Annotated in this window: 12 protein-coding genes; 5 read left to right on the top strand and 7 right to left on the bottom strand. The window is 71.1% G+C overall.

Annotated elements, in window-relative coordinates:
* Positions 1-14 precede the first annotated feature (14 nt).
* The 5 genes from efeU (at position 15) to J2S42_RS00925 (ending at position 4,724) form a co-directional block, all read left to right on the top strand.
* Positions 15-836: an iron uptake transporter permease EfeU gene (efeU, locus tag J2S42_RS00945; RefSeq protein WP_307234211.1), complete on the top strand. Its 822-nt coding sequence runs from the start codon at positions 15-17 to the stop codon at positions 834-836.
* 94 nt (positions 837-930) lie between these two features.
* Complete coding sequence (gene efeO, locus J2S42_RS00940) at positions 931-2,052, top strand: iron uptake system protein EfeO (RefSeq protein WP_307234209.1); 1,122 nt, start codon at positions 931-933, stop codon at positions 2,050-2,052.
* Positions 2,053-2,083: 31 nt separating this feature from the next.
* Complete coding sequence (gene efeB, locus J2S42_RS00935) at positions 2,084-3,328, top strand: iron uptake transporter deferrochelatase/peroxidase subunit (protein WP_307234207.1); 1,245 nt, start codon at positions 2,084-2,086, stop codon at positions 3,326-3,328.
* Positions 3,329-3,370: 42 nt separating this feature from the next.
* Positions 3,371-3,769, top strand: coding sequence for a BlaI/MecI/CopY family transcriptional regulator (locus tag J2S42_RS00930; protein WP_307234205.1), 399 nt, complete (start codon positions 3,371-3,373; stop codon positions 3,767-3,769).
* 199 nt (positions 3,770-3,968) lie between these two features.
* A complete protein-coding gene (locus J2S42_RS00925) occupies positions 3,969-4,724 on the top strand; it encodes a putative periplasmic lipoprotein (RefSeq protein WP_307234203.1) in 756 nt (251 codons plus the stop codon).
* A 148-nt stretch (positions 4,725-4,872) separates the two neighbouring features.
* On the opposite strand, the gene J2S42_RS00920 is transcribed toward J2S42_RS00925, so the two are convergent.
* The 7 genes from J2S42_RS00920 to J2S42_RS00890 all read right to left on the bottom strand — a co-directional run bounded on the left by J2S42_RS00920 (position 4,873) and on the right by J2S42_RS00890 (position 12,029).
* Complete coding sequence (locus tag J2S42_RS00920) at positions 4,873-6,027, bottom strand: ABC transporter substrate-binding protein (RefSeq protein ID WP_307234202.1); 1,155 nt, start codon at positions 6,025-6,027, stop codon at positions 4,873-4,875.
* 27 nt (positions 6,028-6,054) lie between these two features.
* On the bottom strand, positions 6,055-6,903 hold the full coding sequence (locus J2S42_RS00915; RefSeq protein WP_307234200.1) for an ABC transporter permease: 849 nt from the start codon (positions 6,901-6,903) through the stop codon (positions 6,055-6,057).
* A gap of 58 nt (positions 6,904-6,961) precedes the next feature.
* On the bottom strand, positions 6,962-7,756 hold the full coding sequence (locus J2S42_RS00910) for an ABC transporter ATP-binding protein (protein WP_307234198.1): 795 nt from the start codon (positions 7,754-7,756) through the stop codon (positions 6,962-6,964).
* Between the two features lie 78 nt (positions 7,757-7,834).
* On the bottom strand, positions 7,835-8,695 hold the full coding sequence (locus tag J2S42_RS00905) for an ABC transporter permease (protein WP_307234196.1): 861 nt from the start codon (positions 8,693-8,695) through the stop codon (positions 7,835-7,837).
* The gene (locus tag J2S42_RS00900; protein WP_307234194.1) at positions 8,692-9,690 is read right to left on the bottom strand and encodes a TIGR03842 family LLM class F420-dependent oxidoreductase; all 999 of its coding nucleotides are present in this window, start codon (positions 9,688-9,690) and stop codon (positions 8,692-8,694) included. The genes J2S42_RS00905 and J2S42_RS00900 overlap by 4 nt, the downstream gene beginning before the upstream one ends.
* Before the next feature lie 99 nt (positions 9,691-9,789).
* Entirely contained in the window at positions 9,790-11,190 is a 1,401-nt protein-coding gene (gene hydA, locus J2S42_RS00895; protein ID WP_307234192.1) for a dihydropyrimidinase, read from the bottom strand.
* Entirely contained in the window at positions 11,190-12,029 is an 840-nt protein-coding gene (locus J2S42_RS00890) for a nitrilase-related carbon-nitrogen hydrolase (protein ID WP_307234190.1), read from the bottom strand. The genes hydA and J2S42_RS00890 overlap by 1 nt, the downstream gene beginning before the upstream one ends.
* Between the last annotated feature and the right edge of the window lie 450 nt (positions 12,030-12,479).

The following is a 12,479-nucleotide window of genomic DNA, read 5'->3' as shown; positions in this document are numbered from 1 at the left end:
CCTTAGGAGCGGCGATGACCGCGATCTACCTGATCGGTCTGCGCGAAGGCCTGGAGATCACCCTGGTGGTGTCCATTCTGGTCGCGTTCCTGGTCAAGTCCGGTCGCACGCACCTGCTCCGGCTCGTCTGGGCGGGGGTAGCGGCCGCCGCGGCGCTCGCGGTCGGGTTCGCGGCCCTGCTGCAGGCCGGCGTGGCCCGGCTGGCATCCGGCGACAAGGAACTGTTCGAGGCGATCGCGTCACTGACCGCCGTCGTCTTCGTCACCTGGATGATCTTCTGGATGCGGCGGATGGCCCGCCGGATCGCCGGTGAGCTGCGCGGGCGCCTCGAGGAAGCGATCCGGGTCGGGCCGTTCGCGGTCGTCGCGGTCGCGTTCCTGTCCGTGGTCCGCGAGGGCCTGGAGACCGCGATCCTGTTCTACGCGGCCGCACAGGGCACCGCGAGCACCGTGCAGCCGCTGATCGGGATCTCGCTCGGCCTGCTCACCGCGGTCGCGCTGGGCTGGCTGCTCTACACCAGCGCGATGCGCATCAACCTGACCCGCTTCTTCACCTGGACCGGCGCTCTGCTGGTCCTGGTCGCCGCCGGCATCGCCAAGTACGGCGTGCACGACCTCCAGGAGGCCGGTGTGCTGCCCGGACTCGACACGTACGCGTTCGACATCAGCGGTGTCCTCCCGCCCGACTCCTGGTACGCCGAGCTGCTGCGCGGCATGGTCAACCTGACGCCCACGCCGACCGTGCTGGAGACCGCCGCCTGGCTCGCCTACGGCATTCCCGTTCTCGTGCTCTTCCTCCGGCCGCACCGCACGCCGGCCCCCGTCACCGCCAGCTAGCCCTGTATCGAAGTGGATGGCCGGACTGCGGCGAGCCCCACTTCGATACACGCCTCGCTGCGACCCCCACTTCGAAACAGACCTAGGAGACTCCGTGCGCACCACCCGCCTGCTGACCGCCGTGTCCGCGACGCTGCTGCTCGCCGCCTGCGGCGCGAACACCCAGGACCGGCAAACCTCCGACGGTACGATCACGGTCGCCGCCACCGACACCGCCTGCGACGTCGGCGCGGCCGAGACAGCGGCCGGGACCGTCACCTTCACGGTCGCCAACAAGGGCAGCAAGGTCACCGAGTTCTACGTGTACGCGGCCGGCGACCGGATCATGGGCGAGGTCGAGAACATCGCGCCCGGCCTGTCCCGCGACCTCATCGTCGAACTGCCGGCCGGCAGTTACGAGACCGCGTGCAAGCCGGGCATGGCCGGCCGCGGCATCCGCGCCGCGTTCACCGCCACCGGCTCGGCCGCACCGCTGACCGACGACGCGAAACTCGCCCAGGCCACCACCGACTACCAGCGGTACGTCAAGAGCCAGACCGGTGCGCTGATCGAGAAGACCACGGAATTCGCCGCCGCCGTCAAGGCCGGCGACGTCGCGAGTGCCAAGGCGCTGTTCCCGGTCGCCCGCACCTACTGGGAGCGCATCGAACCGGTCGCGGAGATCTTCGGCGACCTCGATCCGGCCATCGACGGCCGCGAGAACGACCTGGAGCCGGGCCAGGAGTTCACCGGGTACCACCGGCTGGAAAAGGACCTCTGGGAGACCGGCGACATCAGCGCGTCCGGGCCGACCGCGGACAAGCTCGTCGCGGACGTGCACCGGATCGTCGACCTGGCGAACACCACCACGCTGTCCCCGCTGCAGCTGGCCAACGGCGCGAAGGAGCTGCTCGACGAGGTCGCCACCGGCAAGATCACCGGCGAGGAGGACCGGTACTCGCACACCGACCTGTGGGATTTCGCCGCCAACGTCGAGGGCTCCAGGGCCGCGATCGCCGCGCTGCGCCCGGCCCTGGAGGCCAGGGACCCGGCGCTGGTCGCCATGCTCGACACCCGGTTCGCCGCGGTAGTCGCCTCGCTCGAGGCCCACCGGGCCGGCGACGGCTGGAAGCTGCACACCGAGCTCACCGACGCGGACCTCAAGCGGCTCAGCGACGACATCAACGCGCTCGCGGAGCCGATCAGCACGGTCGCGGCGCTCGTCGCGAGCAAGTAGCCCGCACCCGTACCCCCGGAAAGGTCGTGTGGTGAAACGGCGCAACATCCTCGGGCTGGCCGGCGCCGGTGCCGCGGGCATCGCCGCCGCCGGCGCCGTGACGGTGCGGCGACGGGACGAGCCGGCAACGGACCCCGGCGCAGCCCTGCCTTTCTACGGCGCCCATCAGGCCGGGATCGTCACGCCCGCGCAGGATCGGCTGCATTTCGTGGCGTTCGACGTCATCACCCGTACCCGCGAGGATCTGGTGTCGATGCTGGAGGCGTGGACGGCCGCGGCGGCCCGGATGACCGCCGGGCGGGACGCCGGCACCCACGGCGCGGTCGGCGGCGTCCCGGAGGCGCCGCCGGACGACACCGGCGAGGCGATCGGCCTGCCCGCCTCCGGCCTGACGCTGACCATCGGTTTCGGCCCCGGCCTGTTCCGCGACGCGGACGGCCGGGACCGGTTCGGCATCGCGGACCGGCGGCCGGACGCGCTGGCCGAGCTGCCGCGGTTCCCCGGGGACGCGCTCGACCCGGCGATCTCCGGCGGCGACATCTGCGTGCAGGCGTGCGCCCACGACCCGCAGGTCGCGGTGCACGCGATCCGCAACCTCGCCCGGATCGGCATGGGCGTGGTCAGCGTCCGCTGGTCACAGCTCGGCTTCGGGCGCACGTCGTCGACCTCGGCCGGGCAGCCGACCCCGCGCAACCTGTTCGGTTTCAAGGACGGCACCGCGAACCTCAAGGCCGAGGAGGCCTCGGCGCTGGACGAGCATCTGTGGGTCCACGCAGGCGACGGACCGGACTGGATGACCGGCGGTTCCTACCTGGTCACCCGCAAGATCCGCATGATCATCGAAACGTGGGACCGCACGTCCCTCCGCGAGCAGGAAGCGATCGTCGGCCGCACCAAGGGCGACGGCGCACCGCTGACCGGCGCGGCCGAGTTCGACGAGCCCGACCTGGCCGCCGCCGGCCCGGACGGCCTGCCGGTGATCGCCACCGACGCGCACGTGCGGCTCGCCCATCCCAGCGCGCACGGCGGTGCCCGGCTGCTGCGCCGCGGCTACAACTACGTGGACGGCTCCGACGGGCTCGGCCGCCTGGACGCGGGCCTGTTCTTCATCGCCTATCAGCGCGACCCGCGCCGCCAGTTCATCCCGGTGCAGACCGCGCTGGCCCGCCGGGACGCGCTCAACGAATACATCCGGCACGTGTCCAGCGCGATCTTCGCCTGCCCGCCCGGTCTGCCCGCCGCCGACGACTTCTGGGGGCGCTCGCTGTTCTCCTGATCCCGGACCGCGACACTCAGGGTAGATCGATACAGTCGCACCGTGAGCACATCCGCGCCCCTGCCGTCCGGCTCGTCCTCGGGCGGGCGGCGGCGGCCCGGCCAGCTGGAGACCGAGATCGTCACCGCCCTCGGCGAGGCGGCCGGCCCGCTGACCCCCGGCGAGGTCCGTGACCTGCTCGACCCGGCCGGCAGCCTGTCCTACAGCACGGTCGTCACCACCCTGTCCCGGCTGTACGAGAAGGGCTCGGTCACCCGGGAACGGGACGGGCGGGCGTTTCGCTACGGCGCGCTCTCCGACCCGGCCGGCCTGGTCGCCGACCGGATGAGCCGGCTGATGGCCGCCGGGCCCGACCGCGCGTCGGTGCTGCGCCGCTTCGTGAGCCGGCTGGACCCGCAGGAGGAGGAGCTGCTCCGGACGCTGCTGCGCGAACAGGACTGATCGCGCGTCTCCGCCACGGCCGGGATGCGCCGGGCGCCGTCGACGGCCAGCACCCTGCCCTCGCCCGGGGTGGTATCGCGCGCCGACAGACCGCGCCGTGGGTCAACGGCCACTGGACACCGGTCCGTTACGATCTTGCGTGGGCTCCTGCCCGATGCGCCCTCCCCCTCTCCTCTCTCCCCCGGGTGTGAATATCCTCATGCGCACATACATCGCCGTGCTCGCGGCGTCGTTCACGCTCGCCGGGTGCGCCGGCGAGGCCGCCGAGAGCGTGGCTCCGTCGCCGTCGCCCACGGCCGACGCGAAGGCGGTCGTGATGGCCGCGTTCGCGCCGCTGACCAGCGGTACGCCGATGTACACGATCACCTACGAGCAGCTGGGCGCCGTCGTGCGGGTGCAGCGGGATCATGCCGCGGACACCACGTTCACGACACTGTCGATCACGGTCACCGACGACGATCGGGCCATGGCGTTCCAGTCCTACCGGGTCGGCGCCGACGTGTTCTCCCGGCTGGACGTGAGCCAGCTGCCGCCCGGCACGGTGCCGGAGGACCGCCAGATCAGCACATGGGTACGGACGGACGCGGATCGTCCCGCACGCATCACGGCCGGCACCGACCAGCTGGCGGTCACGCCGGACGAGGTCGCGGCCGCGATCCTGACCGCGCAACAGCAGACCCCGAGCCGGATCTCCGGCACGGTGGACCTGGCCGCGATCGTGCCGGAACGGTTCGACACCGCGGAGGCCCGCAAGGCCACGTTCGGCGCCGAGCTGTACGGCGACGGCTCGATCGCCTACTTCACCGTCAACCTGCGGGCGAAGGGCCAGACCACGAGGCCGTTCCAGTTCCGCGGCCTGGGCCAGGTCCCGGACGCCTTCCCGGCGGTGCCGACGAGCGGGCAGTACCGGGAGGCGCAGCCGAGCTTCTACACGATGGAGCTTCCGCTCGACTGACCCAGCCCCGGAGCGGGTGGAGGGCCGGCGGCGAGGTGCCGGTCCGGCTCGGTGAGGGCGTAGAACGTCCCGCGGCCTGACCGGGCGGGCGCCCCGAAGAACAGGTGCCCGGTGATCACCGGGCACCTGGACGGGACGAGGCGTACGGTCAGGCGCCGCCCTCCGTGAGGGTGACGGTGGCCGGGGTGAAGCCGGATCCGACGACGTCGGTGCCGGCCGCCGTCAGCTGGTCTATCGCCTTCTGCACGTACTCGTTGGTGTACGCGGTGCCTTCCGGCTTCTTGGTGAGCACGGTCTGACCGTCCTGGTTCTTCGTGGTCATCGACAGGTCGACGGTGGCGTTCCAGGCGGCCTCGTCGAGCAGGCCCGCACCGTTCGGCGACGGCCAGATCAGCTTGTTGACCTCGTTCATCTGCCACAACTGGTGGCTGGCGCCGAGCTTCGAGCCCTTGGCGACCACGATGTCGCGGCACTTCTCCGGGTTGTCCCGGCAGAACGCCCAGCCCTTGAGCGTGCCGGCCAGGAACTTGACGGTGGTCTCCTGGTACGCCGGATCGGACAGCCGCTCGGTGTTCGCCCACACCGCGTCCTGCAGCATCGCGGTGCCGACCGTGTTCCAGTCGAGCACGGCGAACGCCTCGGGCTTGTAGAGTTCACCGGTCGCCGGGTCCTTGGCCTCCAGCAGCTGCGCGTACTCGTTGTAGCTCATCGCCTGGGCCGCGTCGATGTCCCCGGTCAGCAGCGCCTGCATGTCGAACTGCTGCTGCACCAGCGTGACGTCCTTGCCCGGGTCGAGCCCGGCCTTGGTCATCGCGGCGAACAGCTCGAACTCGTTGCCGAAGCCCCAGTTGCCGACCTTCTTGCCGCGCAGGTCGGCCGGGGACGTGATGTTCTTGTTCGCGAACGAGACCTGATAGGTGCCGGACCGCTGGAAGATCTGGGCGACCTCGGTGATGCCGACGCCCTGCTCCCGGGAGGCCAGCGCCTTCGGCACCCAGGCGACCGCGTAGTCGGCCTGCCCCTGGGCGAGCACGGTCTGCGGCACGATGTCCACGCCACCCTCCAGGATCTGCACGTCGAGCCCCTGCTCGGCGTAGAAGCCCTGGTCGGCCGCGGCCAGGAAGCCGGCGAACTGCGCCTGCACGAACCACTGCAACTGCAGCTTGACCGTGGTCAGGCCGCCGGACGAGGTCGGCCCGGCCGTCTGCTCGTCGGCGGTCCCGCAGCCGGCCAGCGCGACGGCGAGCACGGTGCTCATCAGCAGGCCGGCGGCACGCCGCCGGCCGAAGATCGTCTTAGACAAGGTCCTGTCCTCCGAACGAATGGGGGTTCACGAAGATCCACGGGAGCGCCACGGCGTCGCCAGCCGCTCCAGCACGAGGGCGATGAGATAGAAGAGCAGTCCCAGCACGCACGCCCCGGCCACGAAGGCCCAGGCCCGGGGGTACGCCGTGTTGGCCGCCGCCGAGGTGATCCGCGAGCCCAGGCCGTCCTGGAGACCGCCGAAGTACTCGCTGACCACCGCCGCGATCACCGCCAGGGAGGACGCCTGGCGGATTCCGGTGAAGACGAACGGCAGCGCGCCGGGCAGCCTGACCAGCCGGGAAAACGTCCAGCCGCCCGCGGCGTAGGAGTCCATCAGGTCCCGGTGGACGGGGTCGACCTCGCGCAGCCCGCGCAGTGTGGTGATGAAGACGGGGAAGAACACCACGATCGCGACCACCAGCCGGCGCGGGATGTTGCTGGTGGCCGAGAACATGTTGTTCAGGATCGGGGCGAGGGCGATGATCGGCAGCGCGTTGAGCGCGGCCGCGACCGGCACGGACACCTCGCCGAGGAAGCGGAACCGGCTGGCCGCCATCGCCGCGAGCAGCGCCACGACCGTGCCGAGCACCAGCCCGGCGAGCGCGTTCGTGCCGCTGGCGGTGCCGGTGGTGACGATCGTGCCGAAGCTGAGCCGGAACTGCTCGGCGATCGCGGACGGCGCGGGCAGCACGTAGGGCGCCACCCGGCCGAGCGTGACGGTGAGTTCCCAGGCGGTGATCCCGGCGGCCGCCACGACGATCGGCGGTCCAAGAGCTTCGATCAACCCCTTGGCGGTACGCCGGGAGCGCCGTGCTCTCCCGCCGACGGGCGCGGTGGGGTCCGCCGCGACGGCCGGATCCACGGTGACGGTCATGCCGCCTCCCCCGCTGCGCTCGCCCGGCCGAGCCATCCGATGACCTCGCTCCGCCCGGTCATGACTCGACCGCCACCGGTGTGCCGCGCAGCGCCGCGCGCACCGTCGTGATGCCGGCGAAGAAGCCGGGCGACTGCCGGGTGGCCTCGCCGCGCTCCCCCAGGTCGATCGGCACCACGTCGGTGATCCGGCCGGGCCGGGCGGACATCACCACCACCCGGTCGGCCAGGTAGACCGCCTCCGGGACGGAGTGGGTGACGAAGATCGTGCTGGTCCCGGTCGCGGCGCAGATCCGCAGCAGCTCGTCCTGCAGCCGCTCGCGGGTCATCTCGTCGAGCGCGCCGAACGGCTCGTCCATCAGCAGCAGCGGCGGGTGGACGGCCAGCGCGCGGGCGATCGCGACCCGCTGCTGCATGCCGCCGGAGAGCTGGGCCGGGTAGTGCCGGGCGAAGTCCGCCAGGCCGACGAGCGCGAGCATCTCCTCGGCGCGGGCCCGGCGTTCCCGCTTCGGCGTGCCGCGCAGCTCCAGCGGCAGCTCGACGTTGCGCCGCACGGTCCGCCACTCGAAGAGCCCGGCCTGCTGGAACGCGATGCCGTACTCCTGGTCGAGGCGGGCCTTGCCGGCGGGCTTGCCGGCCACGGTGACCGTACCGCCGCTGGGTGTGATCAGGTCGGCGACCAGCCGCAGCAGGGTCGACTTGCCGCAGCCGGACGGCCCGATGAGCGCGATGAACTCGCCGCGTGCGATCGTCAGGTCCACGCCGGTGAGCGCGGTGACCTCGCCGGGCCGCCCGGCGTGGAAGACCTTGTGGACGCCGGCGAGCTCGACGGCGGGACTGTCGGTGGCACTCATCTGACGACGCCTCCAGGCGGCGGGTCGGTCGGGGGACGCTCTGCTCACCTCGCGGCAACAGCCGCGCGGCACGCCGGGTCAGCGGCTCAGGGCGGTACGGCGGGCGAGGAGGACCTCGAGGAGGGCGACGACGCCCGCGACCACGAGACCCAGCAGGGCCGCGCCGATCATGGCGGTGTAGACCTTGGCCGGGTCGCTCGTCGCCTCGCGGGAGTACTCGATGATCAGACGGCCGATGCCGCCGCGGGTGCCGGTGGAGATCTCGCCGACCACCGCGCCGACCACGGCGGACGCACCGGCCAGGCGCAGCGCCGGGAAGAGATAGGGCGTGCCGGCCGGCAGCCGCAGCTTGATCAGCGTCGCCCACCAGCCGGCCGCGTAGCTCCTCATCAGCTCCTCGGCGATCGGCGCCGGGCTCTGCAGCCCGCGCAGCGCGCCCACCGCGATCGGGAAGAACGCCAGGTAGGCGGCGATCACCGAGACGCTCATCCACGGCTGCCACGGGTAGGCGCCGATCGACAGCCGACCGCCCCACCCGGCGATGACCGGGGCCAGGGCGATCAGTGGGACGGTCTGGGAGAGGATCACGTACGGCAGCAGGCCGCGCTCGGCGACCCGGAACCGCTGCATCAGGATCGCCAGCAGCAGGCCGACCACGCCGCCGGCCAGGAACCCGACCGCGACGTTGCGGAGGGTGAACAGGCAGGCGACCAGCACCACCTGCCAGATCGGGTCGCCACCGGTCAGCTCCGCGCTGCCGAACCGGGCGAGGATGTCGGCGATGTGCGGCATCGCGGCGTCGCTCGCCCGGGGCAGCAGCCGGACGCCGAGGATCTCGGTGCCCTGCTCGCTGCCGACGGCTTTGTAGCCCTCCCACAGCGCCGCCCCGGCCAGGACGCCGGCGAGCGCGGCCAGCGCGGGCCTGGCTTTAGTGATCATGAAGCGAAGACCGGGATGACGCTGGTGCCGTAGGCGGCGAGGGTGTGCTCCTTGTCGTCGTGCTGCAGGTACAGGGCGAACTGGTCGACGCCGAGCTCGCGGAGCGTCTTGAGCTTCTCGATGTGCGCCTCGACCGGGCCGAGCACGCAGAAGCGGTCGACGATCTCGTCCGGCACGAACGCGGTGTGGCTGTTGCCCGCGCGTCCGTGCTCGCGGTAGTCGTACCCCTGGCGCTCCTTGATGTAGTCGGTGAGCGCCTGCGGCACCGCGCCGGACTCGCCGTAGCGGGCGACGATGTCGGCGACGTGGTTGCCGACCATGCCGCCGAACCAGCGCGTCTGGTCCCGCTGGTGTGCGAGGTCGTCGCCGACGTAGGCCGGCGCGGCGACGCAGAACGTGATGGCGAGCGGGTCGCGGCCGGCCCTCTCGGCGGCGTCGCGGACGCTCTTGATCATCCAGGCGGCGATGTCCGGGTCGGCGAGCTGCAGGATGTAGCCGTCGGCGACCTCGCCGGTCAGCGCGAGCGCCTTCGGGCCGTAGGCGGCGACCCAGACCTCCAGCGCGCCGCCGGTGGCCCAGGGGAAGTGCACGTCGTTGCCGCGGTAGGTGGCGTGCCGGCCGTTGCCGAGGTCCTGGATGACCTTCACGCACTCGCGCAGCTCGGCGAGCGTGTTCGGCTTCAGGCCGAGGGTGCGCAGCGCGCTGTCGCCACGGCCGATGCCGCAGATCGTGCGGTTGCCGTACATCTCGTTGAGGGTGGCGAACGTGCTCGCGGTGACGGTCCAGTCCCGGGTGCCGGGGTTGGTGACCATCGGTCCGACGATCACCTTCCCGGTGGCGGCGAGGATCTGCGAGTGGATGACGTAGGGTTCCTGCCAGAGCAGGTGCGAGTCGAAGGTCCACACGTGGCTGAAGCCGGCCGCCTCGGCCTGCTTGGCCAGCGCGACGACCTGGCGGGCGGGCGGATCACACTGAAAGACGACTCCGATGTCCATGGTGGAGACTCCTGTATGGTGCGATGAACCGTGACCGGCGTGCTCCAGCTGGGCTCGGGCACGCCGCCCACGGTCGCCTGGGGTACGGGCGGGCCGGTCTCAGACCAGATAGGTCGAGAGGCCGCGGGGCAGGTATCGGCCGTGGCCCTTGCGGCCGTGGTAGGTGCCGCCGGAGACGATCACCGTGCCGCGGGAGATCACCGTGTCGACCTTGCCGGCGATCTCGTAGCCCTCCCACGCCGAGTGGTCCATGTTCATGTGGTGCGTCTCGACGCTGATCCGGGTGCGCCCGGCCGGGTCGTAGAGCACGATGTCGGCGTCCGAGCCGGGCGCGATGACGCCCTTGCGCGGGTAGAGGCCGAACATCCGGGCCGGCGTGGTCGCGATCGTCTCCACCCAGCGCTCCAGGGACAGCTTGCCGTCGGCGACGCCCTGGTAGAGCAGGTCTACGCGGTGCTCGACGCTGCCGATCCCGTTCGGGATCCTGGAGAAGTCGCCGCGCCCGAGCTCCTTCTGGTCCTTGAAGCAGAACGGGCAATGGTCGGTCGAGACGATGGCCAGGTCGTTGGTGCGCAGGCCCCGCCACAGGTCCGTGCGGTGACTCTCGTGCTTGCTGCGCAGCGGCGTCGAGCAGACCCACTTGGCGCCCTCGAAGCCGGGCGCGCCGAGCTGGTCCTCCAGCGTCAGGTAGAGGTACTGCGGACAGGTCTCGGCGAAGACGTTGCGCCCGGCGTCGCGCGCCTCGGCGACCGCCGCCAGCGCCTTGCTGGCCGACAGGTGCACGATGTAGAGCGGGCAGTCGGCGGCCACCGACGCGAGCATGATCGCCCGGTGGGTGGCCTCGGCCTCGAGCGCCTCCGGCCGGGTGAGGCCGTGGTGGATCGGGCCGGTCTCGCCGCGCGCGAGGGCCTGCTGGACCAGCACGTCGATGGCCGGGCCGTTCTCCGCGTGCATCATGATCATGGCGCCGTTGTCCCGCGCCTTCTGCATCGCGCGCAGGATCTGCCCGTCGTCGCTGTAGAAGACGCCCGGGTACGCCATGAAGAGCTTGAAGCTGGAGATGCCCTCGTCGGCGACGAGCACGTCCATCGCCTTGAGCGCGTCGTCGTCGACCCCGCCGAGGATCATGTGGAACGCGTAGTCGACGTGGCACTCCCCCGCCGCCTTCGCGTGCCAGGCGGCCAGCCCGTCCTGCACCACCTCGCCGGTGCGCTGCACGGCGAAGTCGACGATCGTGGTGGTGCCGCCGAACGCCGCCGCCCGCGTGCCGGTGTCGAACGTGTCGGACGCGTGGGTGCCGCCGAACGGCAGCTCCATGTGGGTGTGCGCGTCCACCCCGCCGGGGATGACGTACTTGCCGGTGGCGTCGATGGCCGCCACGTCCTGCGGCCCGGTGCCGGGCGCGAACAGGGCGACGATCTTCTCACCGTCGATCAGGACGTCGTTGCGGTGGGTGCCGGTCGGTGAGACGACCGTGCCGCCCGTGATCAGCGTCGCCATCAGGGCTGCACCAGCCCGTCGTAGGAGTCGGGGCGGCGGTCTCGGTAGAACTGCCAGCGGTCGCGGACCGTGTCGAGCAGGCTGAGGTCCAGGTCGCGGACGATCAGCTCGGGGTGGTGCGCGTCGCCGACCTCGCCGACGAATCTGCCCTCCGGGTCGACGAAGTAGGACGTGCCGTAGAAGTCGTTGTCGCCGAGTTCCTCGATGCCGGTGCGGTTGATCGCGCCGATGAAGTACTCGTTCGCCACCGCACTGGCCGGTTGCTCCAGCTTCCACAGGTACGACGAGAGGCCGCGGGACGTGGCGGACGGATTGAAGACGATCTTCGCGCCGGCCAGGCCGAGCGCACGCCAGCCCTCCGGGAAGTGCCGGTCGTAACAGATGTAGACGCCGATCCGGCCGACCGCGGTGTCGAAGACCGGGTAACCGAGGTTTCCGGGACGGAAGTAGAACTTCTCCCAGAAGCCCTTCACCTGGGGAATGTGGTTCTTTCGGTATTTACCGAGGTAACTGCCGTCGGCGTCGACCACGGCGGCGGTGTTGTAGAGGACGCCGGGCTGCTCCTGCTCGTACATCGGCAGGACCATGACGATGCCGAGTTCCTTGGCCAGGGCCTGGAAACGCTCGGTGGTCGGGCCGGGGATCGCCTCCGCGTAGGAGTAGAACTCGGCGTCCTGCACCTGGCAGAAGTACGGGCCGTAGAACAGCTCCTGGAAACAGATGACCTTGGCGCCCTGGGCTGCCGCCTGCCTGGCGTACTCCTCATGGGCCTTGATCATGCTTTCCTTGTCGCCGGTCCAGTTGGTCTGGACGATGGCGGCACGAACGATGTCTGCCATGGCGATCCCCTCCAGGGTCGGGGTGTGTTTCTTCAGTTGTCGGTCCCGGTTTCCGCCGGGGACCCCACTCGGAGATCCGGTCGCTGCGCTTGCGCCCGGTAAGGCCGAGGGGTGGGACTTTAACGACACAGGCCCGGCCGGACAATGGCCAAAGTGTTACAGGGTGTTGCGGAGAAGTAACATGCTGCAGCTCATTTCCGGAGCGGTCGACGACCGCAGCGCACGAAACACCGCCGCCGCGGCCGGCCACCCCGCCAGAGCCCGACGGCAGCCCCGCACAGCGGCGCGACAGCGAGACCACCACCACACTTGCCAGATACCCCCCGGGGGTATACGTTCAGCGCATTGGAGGTGGCCGACATGACGGCCGAGAGCCACGACGGGCACACGGCGCACAGCGCGGTGACCACACACGCGCACGTGCCGGCGGACGCCGCGGACACGCACCAC

Origin of the sequence: Catenuloplanes indicus, from assembly GCF_030813715.1 — a bacterium.
In the GTDB taxonomy this organism is placed as follows: domain Bacteria; phylum Actinomycetota; class Actinomycetes; order Mycobacteriales; family Micromonosporaceae; genus Catenuloplanes; species Catenuloplanes indicus.
Note: the sequence above shows the minus strand (reverse complement) of the source record. Positions and strands in the feature narration are given on the sequence as shown.